18 protein-coding genes are annotated in these 20,855 nt (G+C 72.7%); 12 read left to right on the top strand and 6 right to left on the bottom strand.

All coding sequences use genetic code 11. From position 1 onward, the window contains the following. Positions 1-45: 45 nt before the first annotated feature. The 3 genes from MTDSW087_RS02320 to MTDSW087_RS02310 are packed head-to-tail and all read left to right on the top strand — an operon-like array spanning position 46 to position 2,949. Complete coding sequence (locus MTDSW087_RS02320; RefSeq protein ID WP_144759636.1) at positions 46-1,098, top strand: lytic transglycosylase domain-containing protein; 1,053 nt, start codon at positions 46-48, stop codon at positions 1,096-1,098. Then, entirely contained in the window at positions 1,095-2,522 is a 1,428-nt protein-coding gene (locus MTDSW087_RS02315) for a DUF2336 domain-containing protein (RefSeq protein WP_144759633.1), read from the top strand. Before MTDSW087_RS02320 ends, MTDSW087_RS02315 begins: the two co-directional genes overlap by 4 nt. Positions 2,523-2,550: 28 nt before the next feature. Beyond that, positions 2,551-2,949: a DUF1801 domain-containing protein gene (locus MTDSW087_RS02310; RefSeq protein WP_144759630.1), complete on the top strand. Its 399-nt coding sequence runs from the start codon at positions 2,551-2,553 to the stop codon at positions 2,947-2,949. Between the two features lie 38 nt (positions 2,950-2,987). Here the strand turns inward: MTDSW087_RS02310 and MTDSW087_RS02305 are convergent, their stop codons facing one another. After that, entirely contained in the window at positions 2,988-3,683 is a 696-nt protein-coding gene (locus MTDSW087_RS02305) for an RluA family pseudouridine synthase (protein WP_144759627.1), read from the bottom strand. A gap of 61 nt (positions 3,684-3,744) precedes the next feature. Between MTDSW087_RS02305 and ftsY the strand changes: the two genes are divergently transcribed. Further along, entirely contained in the window at positions 3,745-5,100 is a 1,356-nt protein-coding gene (gene ftsY / locus MTDSW087_RS02300) for a signal recognition particle-docking protein FtsY (protein WP_144759624.1), read from the top strand. A 93-nt stretch (positions 5,101-5,193) separates the two neighbouring features. Further along, positions 5,194-5,802: a septation protein A gene (locus MTDSW087_RS02295; RefSeq protein WP_144759621.1), complete on the top strand. Its 609-nt coding sequence runs from the start codon at positions 5,194-5,196 to the stop codon at positions 5,800-5,802. Positions 5,803-5,933: 131 nt separating this feature from the next. Here MTDSW087_RS02295 and pyk read toward each other — a convergent pair whose 3' ends face one another. Beyond that, on the bottom strand, positions 5,934-7,370 hold the full coding sequence (gene pyk / locus MTDSW087_RS02290; protein WP_144759618.1) for a pyruvate kinase: 1,437 nt from the start codon (positions 7,368-7,370) through the stop codon (positions 5,934-5,936). A 199-nt stretch (positions 7,371-7,569) separates the two neighbouring features. Here pyk and MTDSW087_RS02285 point away from each other — a divergent pair, with 199 nt between their 5' ends. The 3 genes from MTDSW087_RS02285 (at position 7,570) to MTDSW087_RS02275 (ending at position 9,377) form a co-directional block, all read left to right on the top strand. Beyond that, complete coding sequence (locus MTDSW087_RS02285) at positions 7,570-8,811, top strand: acyl-CoA dehydrogenase family protein (protein WP_144759616.1); 1,242 nt, start codon at positions 7,570-7,572, stop codon at positions 8,809-8,811. 117 nt (positions 8,812-8,928) lie between these two features. Next, positions 8,929-9,183, top strand: a complete 255-nt coding sequence (locus tag MTDSW087_RS02280; protein ID WP_144759613.1) for a DUF4258 domain-containing protein — start codon at positions 8,929-8,931, stop codon at positions 9,181-9,183. Next, positions 9,180-9,377 carry a DUF2283 domain-containing protein gene (locus MTDSW087_RS02275; protein ID WP_144759610.1) on the top strand — a complete coding sequence of 66 codons (198 nt, stop codon included), beginning with the start codon at positions 9,180-9,182 and terminating at the stop codon, positions 9,375-9,377. Before MTDSW087_RS02280 ends, MTDSW087_RS02275 begins: the two co-directional genes overlap by 4 nt. A 2-nt stretch (positions 9,378-9,379) precedes the next feature. Here MTDSW087_RS02275 and coaBC read toward each other — a convergent pair whose 3' ends face one another. The 3 genes from coaBC to ubiE are packed head-to-tail and all read right to left on the bottom strand — an operon-like array spanning position 9,380 to position 12,971. Further along, the gene (gene coaBC, locus MTDSW087_RS02270; protein WP_144759607.1) at positions 9,380-10,597 is read right to left on the bottom strand and encodes a bifunctional phosphopantothenoylcysteine decarboxylase/phosphopantothenate--cysteine ligase CoaBC; all 1,218 of its coding nucleotides are present in this window, start codon (positions 10,595-10,597) and stop codon (positions 9,380-9,382) included. An 11-nt stretch (positions 10,598-10,608) separates the two neighbouring features. Further along, positions 10,609-12,165: a 2-polyprenylphenol 6-hydroxylase gene (gene ubiB / locus MTDSW087_RS02265; RefSeq protein WP_144759603.1), complete on the bottom strand. Its 1,557-nt coding sequence runs from the start codon at positions 12,163-12,165 to the stop codon at positions 10,609-10,611. 32 nt (positions 12,166-12,197) lie between these two features. Next, positions 12,198-12,971 carry a bifunctional demethylmenaquinone methyltransferase/2-methoxy-6-polyprenyl-1,4-benzoquinol methylase UbiE gene (ubiE, locus tag MTDSW087_RS02260; RefSeq protein WP_144759601.1) on the bottom strand — a complete coding sequence of 258 codons (774 nt, stop codon included), beginning with the start codon at positions 12,969-12,971 and terminating at the stop codon, positions 12,198-12,200. 335 nt (positions 12,972-13,306) lie between these two features. Between ubiE and mutM the strand changes: the two genes are divergently transcribed. The 3 genes from mutM (at position 13,307) to MTDSW087_RS02245 (ending at position 17,770) form a co-directional block, all read left to right on the top strand. After that, positions 13,307-14,206 (top strand): bifunctional DNA-formamidopyrimidine glycosylase/DNA-(apurinic or apyrimidinic site) lyase, encoded by a 900-nt coding sequence (gene mutM / locus MTDSW087_RS02255; protein WP_144759599.1) that lies wholly within the window; start codon positions 13,307-13,309, stop codon positions 14,204-14,206. A gap of 238 nt (positions 14,207-14,444) precedes the next feature. Beyond that, positions 14,445-15,299: an EamA family transporter RarD gene (gene rarD, locus MTDSW087_RS02250; protein WP_144759596.1), complete on the top strand. Its 855-nt coding sequence runs from the start codon at positions 14,445-14,447 to the stop codon at positions 15,297-15,299. Between the two features lie 83 nt (positions 15,300-15,382). Then, a complete protein-coding gene (locus MTDSW087_RS02245; RefSeq protein WP_144759593.1) occupies positions 15,383-17,770 on the top strand; it encodes a hybrid sensor histidine kinase/response regulator in 2,388 nt (795 codons plus the stop codon). A gap of 829 nt (positions 17,771-18,599) precedes the next feature. Here MTDSW087_RS02245 and MTDSW087_RS02240 read toward each other — a convergent pair. Continuing rightward, positions 18,600-18,815: a hypothetical protein gene (locus MTDSW087_RS02240; RefSeq protein ID WP_144759590.1), complete on the bottom strand. Its 216-nt coding sequence runs from the start codon at positions 18,813-18,815 to the stop codon at positions 18,600-18,602. Between the two features lie 212 nt (positions 18,816-19,027). Between MTDSW087_RS02240 and MTDSW087_RS02235 the strand changes: the two genes are divergently transcribed. Continuing rightward, entirely contained in the window at positions 19,028-20,767 is a 1,740-nt protein-coding gene (locus tag MTDSW087_RS02235) for a heparinase II/III family protein (protein WP_144760205.1), read from the top strand. The last annotated feature ends 88 nt before the right edge of the window (positions 20,768-20,855 follow it).

Raw genomic sequence — 20,855 nt, 5'->3', positions numbered from 1 at the left:
GCCGGATTCCGAAGGCCGGCGCGGATCGCGGATGCGGCCTCGCGGATGTTCCTGTTCACCACGCCCTCCCCCCCCCGCGAGCCGGCCCCGCCGGCCGCCGCGGCGACGCGCACCGCGCCACCCGGCGTGGTCGACGCGATCCGCGACGGGGCCAAGGCCAGCGGCGTCGGCTTCGACTACCTGCTCGCCACCGCGCAGCGCGAATCCGCCCTCGACCCGGCCGCCAAGGCCGGGACCTCCAGCGCCACCGGCCTGTTCCAGTTCATCGAGCAGACCTGGCTCGGGGTGATGAAGAACGCCGGCACCCGCCTCGGCCTCTCCACCTATGCCGACGCCATCACCGCCCGGCCCGACGGCACCTATGCGGTGGCCGACCCGGCCGCGCGGCAGACGATCCTGGACCTGCGCCGCGACCCGAAGGTCTCCGCGGCGCTCGCCGGCGCGCTCACCCAGAAGAACGGCGAGGCGCTCGCCGCCGCCCTCGGGCGCGAGGCCTCCTCCGGCGACCTCTACGCTGCCCACGTGCTCGGCGCCCGCGGCGCCACGGCGCTGATCACCGCCGCCCGCGACACGCCGGACCGGCCGGCCGCCCTCGACCTGCCGGAGGCGGCCGCCGCCAACCGCGCCCTGTTCTTCGACAAGGCCGGGCGCCCGCGCAGCGTCTCGGAACTCTACGCCAACCTTTCGGCCACGGCGCGGGGCGTCGCGGATGCCGCGCTCCAGAGCCAGGCGAGCGGCCTGCCCCAGGCCACCACCTCCTACGCGGCCTCCGCCTATGCCGCGGGGGCCGACCTGCGCAGCCTGTTCCAGACAGACCGGCGCGCCGGCCCCGTGGCGCAGGGGCTCACCCGCCTCTGGCAGGGCCGCCCGGACGGCGCGCCCGCACAGGCGCCCGCCGCCCGCTACTTCCCGCGCTCGGAGCCCGGGGCGGATTCGATCGTCGCGGCCGTGGCCGAGCCAGTCGCAGAGGGCGTGGCGGCGGCCGGCGCCGTCATCGTGAACCCGCCGCTGCCGCCCCGCCGACCGGCCGAGCTCGCCGCGGCGGCGACGGCCGCGAGCCTCAGGACCTCCCTCTATCTGACCCGGAGCGGCCCATGATCATCCGCCAGTTCCTGGCCTCGACCCAGCATTCCTCGGCCGGGCACCGGGCGGAGGCCGCCTCGGCCCTGGCGCGGGCCTATCTCTACGGCAACCTCGCCCCGGAGGCCGCCTGGGAGGCCAAGACCGCGCTCCTCGCCCTTCTGGACGACTCAGCCCCTATCGTGCGCCGGGCGCTCGCCGAGGCCTGCGCCGCCTCCACGCGGGCGCCGCGTCCCCTCGTCGTCGCCCTGGCCTGCGACCAGACCGAGGTCGCCTGCCTCGTCCTCGCGCGCTCGCCGGTCCTCACCGATGCCGACCTCGTCGACGCCGCCGCGATGGGCTGCGAGGCTGTGCGCGCGGCGATCGCCGGCCGCCACCATCTCTCGCATGCGGTGGCCGGGGCGCTCGCCGAGATCGCCGCGCCGGACACGCTCGCGGTGCTCGCCCGCAACCCGACCGCCCGCATCACCACGGGGCGCATGCTGCGCATGGTCGAACGGCACGGGGCCGATGCGACCCTGCGCGAGGCCCTGCTGGCCCGGGCCGAGCTGCCGATCGAAGTGCGCCATGCGCTGGGCGTGCGCCTCGCCGAGACCCTGTCGCACTTCGTCACCGGCTGCGGCTGGCTGAGCCCGGAGCGCGGCGCCCGCATGACCCGCGAGGCGGGCGAGCGCGGCGTGCTCGACCTCTGCGCCGGCGCGGGCCCCGCGGCCGTCGCGCGCGTGGTGCGCCACCTGCGCGGCACCGGCCAGCTCAATGCCGGCCTGATCCTGCGGGCGATCCTGTCCGGCCAGATGGGCTTCGCCGAGGCGGCCTTCGCCGATCTCAGCGGCCTCGACCATGTCCGCGTGGCGAACCTGATGCGCGAGCCGCGCGGCATCGCCGACCTGCACCGCCGCGCCGGCCTCGCCGAGGCCCTGCTTCCGGCGATCGCCGCCGCCCTCTCCGCCTGGCGCGAGGCGCAGGATGGGGCCACCAGCTTGCGCGGGGCTGGCCTCTCCCGCCGCATGATCGAGCGGGCGATCACCGCCTGCGAGGACATGCCCTTCGGCGAGATGCAGGCTGTGATGGCCCTGCTCGCCCGCTATGAGGCCGAGGCCGCCCGCGACGAGGCCCGCGAGGTCGCCCGCGCCATCGCCGAGGAGGCGCTGGCCCGCGAGGCCGCCCACCGCGCGGTGCGCGACGAGGACGTCGCCTGGCGCGAGGCCCAGAAGCGCGCGGTCGCGGCGCGGCCCGAAGAGCCGGCCGTGGCGGAGGCGCCGGCCGGCGCGGACGCGATCGACGCCGTGCTCGACGCCCTTCCGGACGCGATCCTGGCGAGCTTCCGCGAGGAGCAGGAGCGCCTGCGCCAGGAGGCTCATTTCGCCGCGGAGATCGCAGCGGAGATCGCCGAGCGGCGCGCGGTGCCGCCGATCGAGGAGGCGCCGCGCCTCGCGGCCTGAAAGGGCCGAGCGGACGGAGAGGGATGCCATGGGCGAGGACGCGCCCGCGGAGGGGAAGTCGCCCGCGCAGCACATCGACGACCGGATCGCCGAGCTGGCCGACTGGCGGGGCGACATGCTCGCCCGGCTCCGCGGCCTCGTGCGGCAGGCCGACCCGGACATGGTCGAGGAATGGAAATGGCGCGGCGTGCCGACCTGGTGCCATGACGGGATCGTCTGCACCGGCGAGACCTACCAGGCCGTGGTCAAGATGACCTTCGCCAAAGGCGCCGCGCTCGCGGATCCCGCGGGCCTCTTCAACGCCAGCCTCACGGGCAATACGCGGCGCGCCATCGATCTTCGCGAGGGCGACGCGATCGACGCGGAGGCCCTGATGGATCTGGTGCGCGCCGCCGTGGCGCTGAACCGGGGCCGCACCCGCGCCTGACCGGACGCCGCGGTCGCGCCGGGGCAGGGCCCGAAGGCTCACATCGAATCGGGAAGCCCGCAGGCCGAGAGCGCCGCACGCATATGCGCCGGCGCGGGCGCCTCCGCCCGCACGGGATCGCGCTTCGGATAAAGCGGGATCGACAGCGCGCGGGCGTGCAGGTGCAGGACACCCCCGCGCGGGCCGCCGCCATAGATCGGGTCGCCGAGGATCGGCCAGCCGGATTCCGCGCAATGCACGCGCAACTGGTGCGTCCGCCCGGTGACGGGACTCAGCTCCAGCCAGGTGCGGCCATCGCCGCGGCCGAGGACGCGCCAATGCGTCAGGGCCGGGTCGCCGGCCGGATCGGCCTTCATCCACCACGAGCGCGGATCGGGCGAGCGCCGGGCGAGCGGCATGTCGATGCTGCCGCTCTCGGCCGCGGGACCGCCCTCCACCACCGCCCAGTAGGTCTTCCGCACGGAGGAGCCGGCGAAGAGCTTGCCGAGCCGCGCGAGCGCCTTGGCGTGGCGGCCGAGGGCGAGGCAGCCCGAGGTGTCGCGGTCGAGCCGGTGCACGGCCTCGGGGCGCCGGGGCAGGCCGAAGCGCAGGGCGTCGAGATGGTCGGTGAGCGTCTCGCCGCCCTTCGGGCCCGGATGGACCGGCAAACCCGCCGGCTTGTCGATGACGAGCAGCAGGGCATCGCGGTAGAGGAGGCGCGCGCCTATGTCAGGCAGCAGGGTCGGGGCGGACATCCGCTCCGGCTAGATTATTTCTGCGCCTCAGGGAACGGGCGCGGCGAGCAGGGACCACACGATGAGCGAGGACAAGCCGGGCTGGTTCGGGCGCCTGTTCGGGCGCAAGGGATCGCACCCCGCGGATCAGCCGGCCGACCAGCCCGTCGAGCCGCCGATCGACTCGCCGGCCTCGCCCGCCGAAGGCCAGCCCGACTTCGCCACTGGCGCCGATGCGGTCGAGCAGGTGCCGCTGCCGCCGAGCGAGCCGGACCCGGACGAGTCCGATCGCAACGCGGTCCCCGACGCGATCGAGGGCGCCGACCTGCAACCGATCGCGGGCGAGCCCGAGCGCCCGCCGGCCGGCACCGCGGGCGACGACCCCGCGCGCGGCGCCGAGCCCGCGGACGAGACGGAACTCGCCCGCGAGCCCGTGATCGAGCCGCCGCCGGTCCAGCCCGTCGACGTGGCCGCCGCGCTCGCCCACGACGCCGCGGCCGAGCCGCAGCGCGAGGCGAAGGGCTGGTGGGGCCGCCTGACCTCGGGGATGAAGCGCACCTCCTCGGCCCTGTCCGAGCGGGTGACTGGGCTCTTCACCAAGCGCAAGCTCGACGCCAACACCCTGGAGGACCTTGAGGACGCGCTGATCCAGGCCGATTTCGGCGTCGAGACCGCGACGCGGATTTCGGAGGCCGTCGGCAAGGGCCGCTACGAGAAGGGCATCTCGCCGGACGAGGTCCGCGCCATCCTCGCCACCGAGGTGGAGCGCGCCCTCGACCCGGTGGCGCATCCACTGGTGATCGACACCGCGCGGAAGCCCTTCGTGATCCTCTGCGTCGGCGTGAACGGGGCGGGCAAGACCACGACGCTCGGCAAGCTCTCGCTGAAGTTCAAGGCGGAAGGCCGCAGCGTGATGCTGGCGGCGGGCGACACCTTCCGCGCCGCGGCCATCGACCAGCTCAAGGTCTGGGGCGCCCGCACCGGCACGCCGGTGATCAGCGGCGCGCAGGGAGCGGACGCGGCCGGCCTCGCCTTCGACGCCCTCAAGCAGGCGCAGGCAGCCGGCACCGACGTGCTCCTCATCGACACCGCCGGCCGCCTCCAGAACAAGGCCGGGCTGATGGCGGAGCTGGAGAAGATCATCCGCGTCATCCGCAAGGTCGACCCCGAGGCGCCCCACGCCACGCTCCTCGTGCTCGACGCGACGGTGGGCCAGAACGCGCTGAGCCAGGTGGAGCTGTTCTCGCAGGCGGCGCCGGTCTCCGGCCTCGTGATGACCAAGCTCGACGGCACGGCGCGCGGCGGCATCCTCGTGGCGCTCGCCGCGAAGTTCGGCCTGCCGGTGCACTTCATCGGCGTCGGCGAGAGCGTGGAGGATCTGGAGCCCTTCGCGGCCCGCGACTTCGCCCGCGCCATCGCCGGGCTGGAGAAGGGTTAGGGCGCCCTTCGCCGAAGCGGGCCGGGCGGTTCTGCCCGGCACCCGCGCGCCGCGCTCGATACAGACATGCCAGGAACGCTTATATCACGCCCCATGCAGATCGAATCCGTCCCCCCGCACCGCCACCTGCCGCCGCTCCTGAAGCTCGTCCTGGAGATGGGGCCGCTGGTGCTGTTCTTCCTCGGCAACGCCTATGCCGAGCGCTTCGGGGTGAGCCCCGACCAGAAGCTCTTCGTGGCGACCGGGCTGTTCGTGGCGGCGACCGTGGTCGCGCTGGCCATCCACTACGCCCTGGTGCGGCGCCTTCCGATCATGCCCCTGGTCTCGGGGGTCGTGGTGGTGGTGTTCGGCGGGCTGACCCTGCTCCTGCAGGACAAGACCTTCATCATGGTGAAGCCCACCATCGTGAACACCCTGTTCGGCGTGGTGCTGCTCGGCGGCCTCGCCTTCGGCAAGTCGCTGCTCTCGGTGGTGCTCGATTCGATGTTCGCGCTCACCGAGGAGGGCTGGCGCAAGCTCACCTTCCGCTGGGGCCTGTTCTTCCTGGCGCTCGCCGTCCTCAACGAGGTGGTCTGGCGCACGCAGACCGAGGATTTCTGGGTGAACTTCAAGGTGTTCGGCATCATGCCGCTCACCGTGGTGTTCGCGCTGGCCCAGACGCCGCTGCTCACGCGCTACGAGCGCAAGGACGCGGAGGCGTAGCACCCCGGTCCACTCCTCCCCCTTGCGGGGAGGAGCCGGAGGTGGGGGTGGGACCGAACAACGCTCGGCGCCCCATCCTGAGCCACCCCCACCCCTGACCCCTCCCCGCAAGGGGGAGGGGAATCGTGTCCTTAAGCCCGCTCGGCGTGCTCGCGGGTGATGAAGGCGATGCGCACGAGGTTCGTCGCGCCCGGCGTCCCGAAGGGCACGCCCGCCACCACGATGACCCGGTCGCCGATCTCGGCGAAGCGCTCGCGCACCGCGAACTTGCAGGCGCGGAAGGCCATGTCGTCCACGTCGCTCGCGTCCTTCGTCACGATCGGGTGCGTGCCCCAGGCCATGGCCAGCCGCCGCGCCGTCTCGCGCTTCGGCGTCAGGGCGATCACCGAGGCGTTCGGGCGCTCGCGGGAGAGGCGGAGCGCCGTCGAGCCCGAATGCGTCCAGGCCATGATCGTGTCGAGCTCCAGCGCGTCGACCATCTGGTGGGCGGCCGCCGCGATGGCGTCGGACGCGGTGTGCTCGGGCTTCGAGGATTGCGCGCGGATGATCGACCAGTAGAGCACGTCCCGCTCCACCTGCTCGGCGATGCGGCTCATCGTGGTGATCGCCTCCACGGGGAAGGCGCCGGACGCGCTCTCGGCCGAGAGCATCACCGCATCCGCGCCCTCGTAGACGGCGGTCGCCACGTCCGAGACCTCGGCGCGGGTGGGCACGGGGGCCGAGATCATCGATTCGAGCATCTGGGTCGCCACCACCACCGGCTTGCCGAGGCGGCGCGAGGCCCGGGTGATGCGCTTCTGCACGCCTGGCACCTGCTCCAGGGGCATCTCCACGCCGAGGTCGCCGCGGGCGACCATCAGGCCGTCCGAGATCTCGACGATCTCCTCCAGGCGGGTGAGCGCCTGCGGCTTCTCGATCTTGGCCATCACCAGGGCGCGGCCGGCGCAGACCGTCTTCACCTCGGCCACGTCCTCGGGCCGCTGCACGAAGGAGACCGCGATCCAGTCGGCGCCGGCGGCGAGGCCGGCCTCAAGGTCGGCGCGGTCCTTGTCGGTCATGGCCGGCAGCGGGATCACGGTGTGGGGCAGGGACACGCCCTTGCGGTTCGAGATGCGGCCGCCGACCTCGACGCGGGTCACGGCGCGCGCCTCCCCGACCTCGACCACCGTGAGGCGCAGCTTGCCGTCATCCACCAGGATGGCGTGGCCCGGCTCCAGCGCCTGCAGGATCTCGGGATGGGGCAGGTAGACGCGGTCGGCATTGCCGGGCGTCGGGTCGCCGTCGAGGACGAAATTCGCCCCGTTCTGAATCATCGCGGCACCCTCGGCGAAGGTGCCGAGGCGCAGCTTCGGCCCCTGCAGGTCGACGAGGATGGCGATCGGGCGCTTGGCCTCGCGCTCGACGGCGCGGATGACCTCGACCTTCTCCGGCAGCTTCTCGCGCGGCAGGTGGCTCATGTTGAGCCGGAATACGTCGGCGCCCGCGTGGAAGAGCTTCGCGATCATCTCGGGCGAGTCGGAGGCCGGCCCGAGGGTGGCGACGATCTTCGTGCGGCGGGAGCGTTTCAAAGGGGCCTCCTAGGCGCTCAATTTCCCGGCCGCTCCCTTGACGCGGCGGCCGTTCCTGGCGTCGCCGGCCAATGAGCCCGCACCCGGCCCGCCGTCAAGGCTGGCCCGCGGATTGGCCCCGGATTTGGCGGGGCGCGGGGCATGCGCCGCATCCGGAAAGGGTCAAGCTGCGCCCTATCTCCCCGGCCAGGAGGAGACCATGCCCAAACCCGAGACGAAGCCCGAGACCATCGCGCCGGCCCCGCCCGAGTTGCTCGCGCCCTGGCGCAGCGCGGCGCGCGCCGCGCTCCAGGCCGAGGCCCGCGCCTTCGCACGCGACGTGGTGCTGCCGCTCGCCGACGAACTCGACCCGCAGAAGGGCGAGATGCCCCGCTCCCTCATCGACGCCATGGCGGAGAAGGGCTGGTTCGGCATCACCATCCCCGCCGAGCATGGCGGGATGGGCCTCGGCGTGTTCGAGTACTGCCTCGTCTCGGAGGAGCTCGCCCGGTCCTGGCTCTCGGTCGGCAGCATCCTGGCCCGCGGCCAGGGCCTCGGCACCCAGACCCTCGACGACGCGCGCCGCCTCGACCTGCTGCGCAAGTCGGCCAGGGGCCGGTGGATCGGCAGCATCTCGCTCTCCGAGCCCACGGCCGGCTCCGACCTCGCCGGCGTGCAGACGCGGGCCGTGCGCGAGGGCAATGCCTGGCGCCTCACCGGTACCAAGCGCTGGGCCGGCTTCGCGCTCGCCGCCGACTTCATCGAGGTGCTGGCCCGCACCCGCGACCCCGAGCCCGGCGAGCCGCGCTCGGCGGGGCTGGAGCCCTTCCTCGTGGTGAAGGAGCCCGGCACCTTCCCCGCGGGCATGACGGGGCACGCCATCGACAAGGTCGGCTATCACGGCTTCCAGACCTACCAGCTCGAGCTCGACGGCGTGCGCGTGCCCGAGAGCGACCGCCTCACCGGCCTCTACGGCGATGTCGGGGCCGACGCCGATTCCGGCGGCTTCGCCGCCGTGCAGCGCGGCCTCAACATCGCCCGCGTCCACACCGCAGCCCGCGCGGTCGGCGTCGCCCGCGCCGCAGTGGAGGACACCCAGGCCTATCTCCAGGAGCGCGAGCAGTTCGGCCAGCCGATCGGCGCGTTCCAGGCGCTGCGCTTCGCCCTCGCCGACATGGCGGCGGAGGTGGCCCAAGCCCGCGCTTTCTGGTGCCAGGTGGCCCATCTCCTCGACCAGGGCGAGCCGGCCGAGAGCGAATCGGCGATGGTGAAGCTGCTCGCCACCGAGATGGCGGTGCGGGTGACGAACCAGGCGATGCAGCTCCATGGCGGCAACGGCTACACCACCGAGCGCCGCGTCGAGCGCTACTGGCGCGACGCCCGCCTGACCACGATCTTCGAGGGCACCAGCGAGATCCAGCGCCGGATCATCAGCGACCGGATGCTGCCGCGGGAGGGGTGAGAGCCGGCGTCTGATCGTCTCGCTGATCTATCCCGCGACGACGTCATTCCGAGACGTGCATCGGCACGAGATCGCGTATGAGATCTCGGCTCGATCGCAAGCGTCGCAGACTATCGGATGACGAGATTCAGCTATGGGCGTCATGCACTCGATGCCCTCGCCGAGAGAGGGATCGAACGTGCCTGGGTCGAACGCACGGTGCTGGAGGCAGAGAGTACCGAACCAGATCCGAAGCATCCCGAACGGATGCGGGCTTATCGGAGCGTCCCGGAGCGCGACGGCCGCGTGTTGCGCGTGGTATATGTTCCCGGACATGGAGCCTGTCACATCGTGACGGCTTTCCTCGACCGTGGTCGGAGGCGCAAGACGTGAAAAGCCGCTATGATGCCGAAGCGGACGCGCTCTATCTCCGCTTTGCGGATGTCGCCATCGTAGAGAGCGAAGAGGTGCGACCCGGTGTCGTGCTCGACTTCGACGCGGAAGGCCGGATCGTCGCCGTCGAGATCCTCGACGTGAGCGAGCACGTCGCACAGGGGGCTGATCTTCAGCGTCTGACGGCGGCCTGAACTCAGCCCGCGTCCAGGATCTGCGCGAACCGCGCCACCAGGCGGCGACCGACCTCGTCCTTGGCGAGCGTCGGCCAGGTCTCCACGGCGCCGTCGCGCGCGAGCAGGTGGACGGTGTTGGCCGCCCCGCCCATCACCCCGCCCGCGGGCGAGACGTCGTTGGCCACCAGGAGGTCGCAGCCCTTGCGGGCGAGCTTGGCGCGGGCATGGTCGAGCACCGCGTCGGTCTCGGCCGCGAAGCCGACCACGAGGCGCGGCCGGCCCTCGGACATCCTCGAGACCGTCGCCAGGATGTCGGGATTCTCGACGAGGGCGAGGGGCGGCGGCTCGGCGCCGTCCTTCTTGATCTTCGAGCCCTGCTCGGCGGCCGGGCGCCAGTCGCCGACCGCGGCAGCGAAGATCGCGAGGTCGGCGGGCAAGGCCGCCTGCACGGCGGCCAGCATCGCGCGGGCGGTCTCGATGCGCACCACAGCGACGCCGGGCGGATCCGGGATCGCGACCGGGCCCGAGACCAGCGTCACCTGCGCCCCGGCCTCGGCGGCGGCGGCGGCGATGGCGTGGCCCTGGCGGCCCGAGGAGCGGTTGGCGAGGTAGCGCACCGGGTCGATCGGCTCGTGGGTCGGGCCGGAGGTGACGAGGACGCGCCGTCCCGCGAGCGGCCCCGCCTTCGCGCCGAGCATCGCTTCGAGCGCGTCGGCGATCTCCTCCGGCTCGGCGAGGCGCCCCGGCCCGGTCTCGGCCTCGGCCATCCGGCCCACATTCGGGCCGACCACGCGCACGCCGTCGCGCTTCAGCGTCTCGAGGTTGCGCTGCGTCGCCGGATGCTCCCACATCCGCACGTTCATGGCGGGCGCGATCAGGATCGGCAGGGTGGTGGCGAGCAGTACCGTCGCGGCGAGGTCCGGCGCCTGCCCGGTCGCCATCTTCGCCATGAGGTTGGCGGTGGCCGGCGCCACCACCACCGCATCCGCCTGCCGCGCGAGCTTGATATGGCCGATATCGGCCTCCTCGGCGCGGTCGAACAGGTCGGTATGGGCCCGCTCGCCCGCGAGCGCCGCGGCGGCGAGCGGCGTCACGAATTCCTGCGCGCCCTGCGTCAGCACCGGGCAGACGCTCGCACCGCGCTCGCGCAGGCGCCGGATCAGGTCGAGCACCTTGTAGGCCGCGATGCCCCCGCCGATGACGAGGAGGATGCGGCGGTCGGCGAGCGGCAGGGTCATGGAGAGATCTTCTACCGGAAGGCCAGCACCAGCGCACCGACGGCGATGGCCCAGAGCGCGGCCGTCTGCAGGACGGCGCGGCGGCGCTCGTCGCGGGCGAAGCGCTCCAGGCGCCGCGCGTCGCCGGTCCCGGCCTCGTCGAGGCGGACCAGCACGCGCTTGAGGCGCTGGGCGAGGTCCGGCACCTCGGCCACCACGTCGGCGATGGTGCGCAAGGCCTCCGCGCCCTGCTCCAGGCGGCCGACGGGGCCGAGATTGCGGGCGATCCAGCTCCGCACCACCGGCTCGGCGGTGGTCCACATGTCGAGGCGGGGATCGAGGGAGCGGGCGACGCCCTCGACCACCACCATGGTCTTCTGCAGCATCACCAGCTCGGTCCGCGTGCTCATGTCGAACAGGGCGGTCACGTCGAACAGCAGGGTGAGCACCTTGGCCATCGAGATCTCGTCGGCCCGGCGCTGGTGGATCGGCTCGCCGATGGCACGGATGGCCTGCGCGAAATCGTCCACCGAGTGGTGCGCCGGCACGTAGCCGGCCTCGAAATGCACCTGCGCGACGCGGCGGTAGTCGCGCATGATGAAGCCGAGCAGGATCTCGGCGAGGAAGCGCCGCTCGTTCGGGCCGAGCCGGCCCATGATGCCGAAATCGACCGCCACCAGCAGGCCCTGCGCGTCCACGAACAGGTTCCCCTGGTGCATGTCGGCGTGGAAGAAGCCGTCGCGGATGGCGTGGCGCAGGAAGCTCTGGATCACCGCGCGGCCGACCGCCTGCGGGTCGTGGCCGGCGGCCACGATGTCGGCCTTGCTGTGCAGCTTGGTGCCGTCGATCCATTCGGAGGAGAGCACGTCGCGCGCGGTCAGCTCCCAATCGGGCTTCGGCACGCGGAAATCGGGGTCGTCCTTGGTGTTCTGCGCGAGCTCGGAGGCGGCCGCGGCCTCGAGCCGGAAATCCATCTCCATCATCACCGAGCGGGCGAGGATCTCCACCACCTCGCGCGGGCGCAGGCGCTCGGCCTGGGGCGAGAGGGCGTGCACCACCCGGGCGATGAAGCGCATCACCTGGAGGTCGCGCTGGAAGCGCTCGCGCACGCCGGGCCGCATGACCTTGACGGCAAGCGTGCGCTGGGTGCCGTCGGCATCCTGCACCACGGCCTTGTGGACCTGGGCGATCGAGGCCGCGGCGATCGGCTCGCTGAAGGCGACGAAGAGGGCCGAGAGCGGCTTGGCGAAGGCGGTCTCGATCACCCGGATCGCCTGTCCCTGCGGAAAGGGGGGCACCCGGTCCTGCAGCTTCTCCAAGTCGCGGGCGGCGGCCATGCCGACGATGTCGGGGCGCGTCGCCAGGAACTGGCCGAACTTGACGTAGCTCGGCCCGAGCCGGGTCATCGCCGCCGAGAGCCGCGCCGCGCCCTCGCCGAGCCCCGGCCGCTCCAGCCAGCGCCCGACCCTGAGGGCGAGCCGCAGATGCGGCGGCAGCTCCGCGGCGTCCACGAAGGACAGGGCGCCCTCGCGCGCCAGCACGAAGCCGACATGCGCACCGCGCGCCAGATGGAAGATCGCGCCGATCACCGCTCAGCGGCCCTGGCCGGTCCGGGACACGCTCACGAGACCTTCCAGCCGGAATGGATCGCCACGATGCCGCCGGACAGCGGCCGGTCGCTGACATGGCGGAAGCCGGCCTGCTCGATCAGCCCGGCGAAGGCGCCCCGCGTCGGGAACTTGCGGATCGATTCCACGAGGTAGCGGTAGGATTCGGCGTCGCCCGCCACCCGCGCGCCGATGCGCGGGATCACGTGGAAGGAATAGGCCTCGTAGATCTTGTCGAGCACCGGCAGGTCGACCTGCGAGAATTCGAGGCAGAGGAAGCGCCCGCCGGGCTTCAGCACGCGCTTGGCCTCCGCCAGCGCCGCCTCGATGCGCGGCACGTTCCGGATGCCGAAGGCGATGGTGTAGCCGTCGAAGCTCTCGTCCGGCAGGGGCAGGCTCTCGGCATTGGCGGTGACGAAGTCGACCTGGCCCTCGAAGCGCTGGGGCGCCCGCTCGGCGCCGACGCGCAGCATCGATTCGTTGATGTCGAGAACCGTCACGGAGGTCCGCGGGCCGCCCGCATCGAGCACCCGGAAGGCCACGTCGCCGGTGCCGCCGGCCACGTCGAGATGGCGGAAGGGGCGGCTCTTCGGCGGGCGCAGCATCGAGACGAGCTGCGTCTTCCAGGCCCGGTGCAGGCCGCCCGACATCAGGTCGTTCATCAGGTCGTAACGGCGGGCGACCGAGTGGAACACCGCGTCCACGCGCCCCTGCTTCGACCCCAGCGCCACGCGCTCGAAGCCGAAATCGGTGGTCTCGTCGTCCCGCGTCCGGTCTCCGCCCGCCATCGATCACCTGCTTTCGAGCGCTCTCCACCGCAGTGGGCACCGGTTCGGTGCATGAGAGCGCATCACGACGAAGGCTTGGAGCCATGCCTGATCGCAACGCGATCGGGCATGGCTCCAGAGCCCTGGCGCCTCATAGCGAAGGCTGCCGCAAACCGCCATGCGTCGAATCCCCAGGTCCCCCGCGAAGGCACCGCGTCCCCGCGCGGATCGCCGCGGGCCGGCGGGCAAACGGGCGGATGGGCAAACCGGCGGATGGGCAAACCGGCGGATGGGATTGTGCGCCGGGGCGGGGAAGCCGATATCGGCGTCAGACAGAACCGCCAGCCCGAAGAGACATGCCCGAGCTTCCCGAGGTCGAGACCGTGCGCCGCGGCCTCGCGCCGGCCATGGTCGGTGCCCGCTTCAGCCGCGTGACGCTCCGCCGGCCGGACCTGCGCTTTCCGTTCCCCGAGCGCTTCGCCGAGCGTCTGGAAGGTCGCACCGTCATCGATCTGGCGCGCCGGGCGAAGTACCTCACCGCCCATCTCGATTCCGGCGAGACCCTGGTCATGCATCTCGGCATGAGCGGGCGCTTCGACGTGGCCATGCCGGACGGTCGCAACCTCTCGCCGGGCGACTTCTACCTGGAGGGCGCCGCCGGCGTGCCGAAGCACGACCACGTGGTGATGGCGATGGGGACAGGGGCCACCGTCACCTACAACGACGTGCGCCGCTTCGGCTTCATGGACCTCGTGCCGACGGAGGGGCTCGCCGCCTGCCGCCACTTCGCGGGGATGGGGGTCGAGCCCCTGGAGCCGGGGCTCGACGGGGCCCTGATCGCCCGGCTGTTCCGCCACCGGTTCACGCCCCTCAAGGCCGCGCTCCTCGACCAGCGCCTGATCGCGGGGCTCGGCAACATCTATGTCTGCGAGGCCCTGCACCGGGCGGGGCTCCACCCCGAGACGCCGGCCGGGGCGCTCGCCGGGCCCGACGGCAAGCCGACCCCGAGGGCGAAGCTGCTCGCCAAGGCGATCAAAGCCGTGCTGACCGAGGCGGTGGCCGCAGGCGGCTCCACCTTGCGCGACTATGCCCACACGGACGGGACCTCGGGTGCGTTCCAGCACGCCTTCCGGGTCTACGACCGCTTCGGCGAGCCCTGCCGCAGCCCGGGCTGCGGCGGCAGCGTCGCCCGCATCGTGCAATCCGGCCGCTCCACCTTCTTCTGCGCCACCTGCCAGCCGGCGGAGCGGGGCTGAGGGTCCGGGCGCGCCGCGGGCCTCTCCTCCCCCTTGCGGGGAGGAGTTGGAGGTGGGGGTGGTACCGAACAACGCTCGGCGCTCCATCCTGAACCACCCCCACCCCTGGCCCCTCCCCGCAAGGGGGAGGGGGATGCCTGCCCCGCAGCGTGCGCCCGCGCACCTGACGGCGCTCCGGTCCCGGGTCTATGCCGCCCCGGCACGCGCGCAAATTGCGCGGGCGGGGAGGATGCACGTCGTGGGCTTCGTCTACGCACTCGGGGCCTATCTGAGCTGGGGCCTCCTGGTGCCGGTGCATTTCCGGCTGCTCGGCGCCTTCAGCCCGAGCTACATCCTCGCCGAGCGCATCCTCTGGTCGATCCTGTTCGTGGGCGGGCTCGTCCTGATCTGGCGCAAGCGCGTCCGCATGCCGTTCCCGCTCACGCGCCGGCACGGGCTCCTCGTGGTCTCGGCGCTGCTGATCGGCGTCAACTGGCTCCTGTATCTGCGCGCCGTCGACCAGGGCCACCTGCTCGATGCGAGCCTCGGCTACTACATCAACCCGCTGATGAGCGTCGGCCTCGGCGCCGTGGTGCTCGGCGAGCGGCTGCGCCCGGCGCAGTTGGTGGCGGTCGGCATCGCCACGGCGAGCGTCTGCCTCGCCGTGGCCTGGGCCGGGGACCTGCCCGCCGTGTCGCTGGCGCTGGCGCTCACCTTCGCCCTCTACGGGCTGGTGCGGAAGGTGGTCGGCGTCGATCCGATGATCGGCTTCCTGGCCGAGACGCTGGTCCTGGCCCCGGCCGCCATGGCCTTCCTCTGGCTCACCCCCGATCCGATCTTTCCCCCGGATTCGCGCAGCCTGCTGCTGCTGGCGCTGACCGGCATCACCACGGCGGTGCCGCTGATCTGGTTCGCGGCGGCCGCCGAGCGCCTGCGCCTCGCGACGCTCGGGCTGATGCAGTACCTCGCCCCGACCTGCCTGCTCGCCCTCAGCGTGCTGGCCTATGGCGAGCACGTGGAGCCGCACCGGCTCGCGATGTTCGTGCTGATCTGGCTGGCACTCGCCCTCTACGCCGTGGACGCCTTCCGCGCGGGCCGGGCGGCGCGGGGCTGAAGGCTTTCCCTCGGCCCGCCCGCGCTATCTATGCCGGTCTCGCGGCGCGTCGCGCCGTGCATCCAACCGGGCCCGAACCTCCGATGCGTGAGTCCCCACCCCGCGAAGGCGCCGGCGCCACGGATACGGGGCGCGCCACCCAGACCGATTACGAGAACCTCGCGGAGGCGCTGCCGCAGCTCGCCTGGATGGCCGACGGGGACGGCGCCATCTTCTGGTACAATCGCCGCTGGTACGACTACACCGGCACCACCCTCGACCAGATGCGCGGCTGGGGCTGGCGCGGCGTGCACCATCCCGACCACGTTGCCCGAGTCGAGGCGCGCTTCCGGGAGGCGATCGCGGCGGGCACCCCCTGGGAGGATACCTTCCCGCTGCGGGGCGCGGACGGGCAGTTCCGCTGGTTCCTGTCTCAGGCCATGCCGCACCGGGACGCGCAGGGCCGGATCCTGCGCTGGTACGGCACCAACACCGACATCTCCCGCCGCCGCGCCGCCGAGGAGCGCCTGCGCCATTCCGAGGAGCGCTTCCGGGCGCTGATCGACGCCTCCGCGGCCGTCGTCTGGAACACCACCGCCGCGGGCGAGCTGATGCCGCCGCAGCCGCGCTGGAGCGCCTATACCGGCCAGGGCGAGGAGGCCTATCAGGGTTGGGGCTGGGTCGACGCGGTCCATCCGGACGACCGGGCGCATGCCGCCGAGGAATGGGCGCGCTGCGTCGAGGCGCGCAAGGTCTACGAGGTGGAGTACCGCCTGCGCCGCCGCGACGGGCAGTGGCGCCACATGGAGGTGCGCGGCGTGCCGGTGCTCGATCCGGACGGCGCCTTGCGCGAATGGGTCGGCACCAATGTCGACATCACCGAGCGCAAGGAGGCCGAGGCCGAGATCGAGCGGTCGCGGGCGGCGGCCGAGGCGGCCAACCGCGCCAAGAGCCAGTTCATCGCCAACATGAGCCACGAATTGCGCACGCCGCTCTCGGCGGTGATCGGCTATTCCGAGATGCTCGGCGAGGAGCTGGAGGATGCCGGCCAGGCGGGCCTGTTGCCGGACCTGCGCAAGATCGAGGCGAATGCGCGCCACCTGCTCTCGCTCATCAACGACGTGCTCGACATCTCGAAGATCGAGGCCGGCCGCGTCACCGCGGTGCCCGAGACCTTCGCGGTCGCCGACCTCGTCGCCGACGTCGCGGACGCGACGGGGGCGCTCGTCGAGAAGAAGCGCAACGCGTTCCGGGCCGAGCTCGCGCCCGGCCTCGGCCGGATGCACCAGGACCAGACCAAGATCCGCCAGTGCCTCCTCAACCTCATCGGCAACGCCGCCAAGTTCACCGAGGCGGGCGAGATCGTGCTCACCGTGGACCGCCACCGGGAGGAGGGCGCCGACTGGCTCGCCTTCGCGGTGCGCGACACCGGTATCGGTCTCGACGCGGAGCAGATCGGGCGGCTGTTCCAGCGCTTCTCGCAGGCCGACGACTCGACCACGCGCAAGTTCGGCGGCTCCGGCCTCGGCCTCTCGATCACCCGCGCCTTCTGCCGGGCCATGGGCGGCGACGTCTCGGTCGAGAGCGAGCCCGGGCGCGGCTCGACCTTCACCATCCGCCTGCCCGCGACGCTCGCCCCAGAGGACGCCACCGTGGCGCCGGAGGCGCCCGAGCCCACCCCCGCCCAGGCCGAGGAGGAGGGCGACGCCGTCCTCATCGTGGACGACGACCCGGCCGCGCGCGAGCTCCTCGGGCGCTTCCTGGAGCGCGAGGGCTTCCACGTGCGCACAGCCAATGACGGGCGGGCCGGGCTCACCCTGGCGCGGGCGCTGAAGCCGCGGGCGATCCTCCTCGACGTGGAGATGCCGCGCATGGACGGCTGGGCCGTTCTCCACGCCGTGCGCAGCGATCCGGATCTCGCCGGCATCCCGGTCATCATGACCTCGGTGGTGGCCGAGGAGGGCCTCGGCCAGGCGCTCGGGGCCACCGACTATTTCGTCAAGCCGATCGACTGGGACCGGCTGAAGGGCCTGATGGAGCGCTACCGGCCGCAGGGGCACGAGGCCCGAGTCCTCGTGGTGGACGACGACGCCGACGCCCGCGCCCGCCTCCACCGCACGCTCTCCCGCGACAGCTGGACTGTCGACGAGGCCGAGAACGGCCGCGCCGCCCTCGCCCGCATCGACCTCGCGCGCCCGAACCTGATCCTCCTCGACCTGATGATGCCGGAGATGGACGGCTTCGGCTTCCTGCGGGCGCTGCGCGCGCGGCCGGACGGCGACATCCCCGTGGTGGTGCTCACCGCCAAGGAGATCACCGCCAGCGAGAAGGCGGCCCTGGCGCACTCCGCCGACCGGGTCATCGTGAAGGGCTCGCTGAGCCTCGCCGAGATCGGCCGGCAATTGCGCACCCTCTACGCCAAGGCCGCCGCCGAGCCGGTGCCGAGCGGCATGCAGGGGCTGATCGACCGGCTGGCGGAGCGGGAGCGATAGGGGGCTCGGTATCGCGTTCGGGGGAGGGGACCTGCGCCTGATCCGGCATCGCCGCTGGCCGCTCCCCAGCCATTGTCCGGAAGAGGCTCTTCCCCGCCCCCTTGCGGGGAGGGGTCAGGGGTGGGGGTGGCCCAGGATGAGGCGTGACGGTGCCTCCTGCCCCACCCCCACCCCTGGCCCCTCCCCGCAAAGGGAGAGGAGAACGAGCCCAGATTATGACAATAAGCTTGACATGCGAGAACAAAACACGTACGCACCTGCCCATGCGCTGTCCCGCGGCGCGACGGGTCCTGCAACCCGGCGCGCCGTGAGCAGGGAGCCCGAGCCGGATGACCGCCGGCAAGGACCAGGACAGCGCGGCGGTTCCCGCGTCGCCGGCGGGTCAGCCGGTGCCCCGGGCGCCTCTGCGCGACACAGGGCCGTTCTCGGCGCCAGCCCGGACGAACACGGGACAGCGCCGACAGTCCGGCCTGCAGGTCGAGGAACCGATGCCGGGCCCAATACGAGGCCGGGTGCAGGACACGTTACGTCTGCCGAGGACGAGGCTGGGATGGGGGACGCACCGCGTCGCGGGACCAACCCCGATACCAGGCCATCCGAGGTCGGGGTCGATGCAGGCGGGTATCCAAGAAACCGCGACGCTCAAATCGGGTGAGACCGGGCAGCCTGCCTCTCTCATCCGCGGGACGCCGGGGGACCGGTGTTTGCGCATATCGTTCAGGGTTCCGCGGCGTCCCGCGTCTCCCTCTCCGGCCAAGCCTCCGGCGTCACCAGACGCGCGGAGCCGAAGACGCGTGCGGATGCGGAGACCGTTCGGACCGGTTGTCCCTCAGGCGTGGCCGCAGGCGTCGGCGTCCTCCGCCTGCCGGACCAGCTCCGACATCTCTGTCGGCGCCCGGAAGACGCGGCCGTCGCTCGTCTCGACATAAACGTTCGCGGCACCGAGATTCGCGAAGGTCATGGCCCGCTCGGCGGCGCGCAGGCCGATCGCGTGCGCTTCCGAGGTCGGGCCCGACGGGGTCGTCCAGTGCACGGTATACGACATGGCGGCTCTCCTTGGGGACCCAGCATAAGCCGGGACCGCGCAGAATGCGACGGCACGGCCGCAGACCGCCCATGACACAGCGTAAACCGATGGTTAAGAGGCCCGCTCTAGCTTGATCAGGGAGGCCGCTCGGGCCCTCGATCGCATGCCCCCCTGAACCATGGGGGCGCTTCGGCGGATGAGGCTGAGGAGAGTCCGTGGCTGGGGGCCTGATGGCTTGGGGGCCTGATCGCTGGCGCTTCTACCGGCTCGTCGGGCGCGAGGCCGCGCGGGTGGCGCGCGCCACGAGCGCGCGGCTGACCGCGCCGCCGGACCTCCTGGCGCGGGTCAAGGTCACCGGTCTCGTCATCGCGCCCCACGACCTGCGCACCGCCGACGCCACCTTCGCCGACGACATCTATGCCGGGCTCTTCGTCTTCGCCGGGCGCTCGCTGGCGGCCAGCGGCGGCTCGCCCTTCGACTACGCGCCGCCCTCGGCCGAGTGGGCCGAGATGCTCTACGGCTTCGGCTGGCTGCGCCACCTGCGCGCCGCCGACACGGCGCTCGCCCGGGCCAATGCCCGCGCCTTCCTCGCCGACTTCATGGCCGGCCGGGGCGACCCCACCCTGGCCCGGCGCACGCCGGTGGCGGCGCGGCGGCTGATCTCCTTCCTGTGCCAGTCGCCCCTGGTGCTGGAGGGGGCCGACCACGGCTTCTACCAGGCCTTCCTCAAGGCGGTCGCCCGCGGCGCGCAGCAGCTCGAGCGGGATCTGCGCCGCGGCGTGCCGCCACAATGGCGCCTCGTGGCCGCGGTGGCCCTCTGCTATGCGGGCCTCTGCTGCGAGGGCATCCAGCCGATCCTAAGGCGGGCGACCCGGATCCTGTCGCGCGAGCTCGACCGGCAGGTCCTGGCCGATGGCGGACACCGCTCCCGCGACCCGCATTTCGCGATGGAGCTGCTGCTCGACCTGCTGCCGCTGCGCCAGAGCTATCTCAGCCGCAACGTCGAGCCGCCCGCCGCCCTGATCGGCGCCATCGACCGGATGCTGCCGCTGCTCCGGCTGCTCCGCCACGCCGACGCCTCGCTCAGCCATTTCAACGGCATGGGCGCCACCGCCGCCGACCAGCTCGCCACGCTCCTCGTCTATGACGGGGCGCTCGCCCGGCCGCTCATGCACGCGCCGAATTCCGGCTACGAGCGCCTCGAGGCGGGCCGCGTCGTGGTGGTGGCCGATGTCGGCCCGAGCCCCCCGCTGCCCTACTCGCTGAATGCCGGGGCGGGCTGCCTCTCCTTCGAGATGTCGAGCGGGCCCCAGCGCATCGTGGTCAATTGCGGCCTGCCCGCGAGCGGGCCGGAGCTGCGCCGGATCGCCCGCTCCACCGCCGCCCATTCCACCGCCACCGTCGCCGAGGCCTCCTCCTGCCGCTTCCTCGGGCCGAGCGGCTGGTGGGCCGAGGACCTCGCCGCCGACTGGCTGATGCGGCGCCTCGGGCCCGCCGTGCTGCGCGGCCCCCGCACGGTGAAGAGCCAGCGCACCGAGACGGAGGAGGCCCTCGTCCTCGCCGGCCGGCACGACGGCTACGGGCCGGATTTCGGCATCGTGCACGAGCGCCGCTGGACGCTGCGGGCGGACGGGGCCCGACTCGACGGGCTCGACAACTTCCTGCGCAGCCCCGGCCGCGAGGGCACGCGCCTGCGTCCCCAGGAGGTCGCCGTGCGCTTCCACCTGCATCCGGCCATCGCCGTGCGCACGGTCCCCGAGGGTCTGGAGCTCGCGAGCCCGCTGGGCGAGGTCTGGCTCTTCGCCGCCGAGGGCGCCACCACCGCGATCGAGGAGAGCGTCTACTTCGCCGGGCTCACCGGCGCGCGCCGCACGGACCAGATCGCCCTGCATCTCCGGGTCGGTGCCGACACCGCGGTGACGTGGTCCTTCACGCGGCTCGCCGCGGCGCCCGGCCGCCCAGCCGCGTAGGCCCGGGCTCACGCTGGCCGGGCAGGCCCGATCCGTGCTACCGGCCCGGAAAAGCCACCTCTCTCAAGACGATCCCATAGACGATCAC

The sequence above is a fragment of the Methylobacterium dankookense genome, from assembly GCF_902141855.1.
Lineage (GTDB): Bacteria > Pseudomonadota > Alphaproteobacteria > Rhizobiales > Beijerinckiaceae > Methylobacterium > Methylobacterium dankookense.
This window is presented reverse-complemented; position numbering and strand designations above follow the sequence as displayed.

Excerpts from the sequence above, each read along its gene's own strand:
- MTDSW087_RS02320 (WP_144759636.1), top strand. The coding sequence starts at position 46 with ATGTTCCTGTTCACCACGCCCTCCCCCCCCCGCGAGCCGGCCCCGCCG.
- MTDSW087_RS02315 (WP_144759633.1), top strand. The coding sequence starts at position 1,095 with ATGATCATCCGCCAGTTCCTGGCCTCGACCCAGCATTCCTCGGCCGGG.
- MTDSW087_RS02310 (WP_144759630.1), top strand. The coding sequence starts at position 2,551 with ATGGGCGAGGACGCGCCCGCGGAGGGGAAGTCGCCCGCGCAGCACATC.
- MTDSW087_RS02305 (WP_144759627.1), bottom strand. The coding sequence starts at position 3,683 with ATGTCCGCCCCGACCCTGCTGCCTGACATAGGCGCGCGCCTCCTCTAC.
- ftsY (WP_144759624.1), top strand. The coding sequence starts at position 3,745 with ATGAGCGAGGACAAGCCGGGCTGGTTCGGGCGCCTGTTCGGGCGCAAG.
- MTDSW087_RS02295 (WP_144759621.1), top strand. The coding sequence starts at position 5,194 with ATGCAGATCGAATCCGTCCCCCCGCACCGCCACCTGCCGCCGCTCCTG.
- MTDSW087_RS02285 (WP_144759616.1), top strand. The coding sequence starts at position 7,570 with ATGCCCAAACCCGAGACGAAGCCCGAGACCATCGCGCCGGCCCCGCCC.
- MTDSW087_RS02280 (WP_144759613.1), top strand. The coding sequence starts at position 8,929 with ATGACGAGATTCAGCTATGGGCGTCATGCACTCGATGCCCTCGCCGAG.
- coaBC (WP_144759607.1), bottom strand. The coding sequence starts at position 10,597 with ATGACCCTGCCGCTCGCCGACCGCCGCATCCTCCTCGTCATCGGCGGG.
- ubiE (WP_144759601.1), bottom strand. The coding sequence starts at position 12,971 with ATGGCGGGCGGAGACCGGACGCGGGACGACGAGACCACCGATTTCGGC.
- mutM (WP_144759599.1), top strand. The coding sequence starts at position 13,307 with ATGCCCGAGCTTCCCGAGGTCGAGACCGTGCGCCGCGGCCTCGCGCCG.
- MTDSW087_RS02245 (WP_144759593.1), top strand. The coding sequence starts at position 15,383 with ATGCGTGAGTCCCCACCCCGCGAAGGCGCCGGCGCCACGGATACGGGG.
- MTDSW087_RS02240 (WP_144759590.1), bottom strand. The coding sequence starts at position 18,815 with ATGTCGTATACCGTGCACTGGACGACCCCGTCGGGCCCGACCTCGGAA.
- MTDSW087_RS02235 (WP_144760205.1), top strand. The coding sequence starts at position 19,028 with ATGGCTTGGGGGCCTGATCGCTGGCGCTTCTACCGGCTCGTCGGGCGC.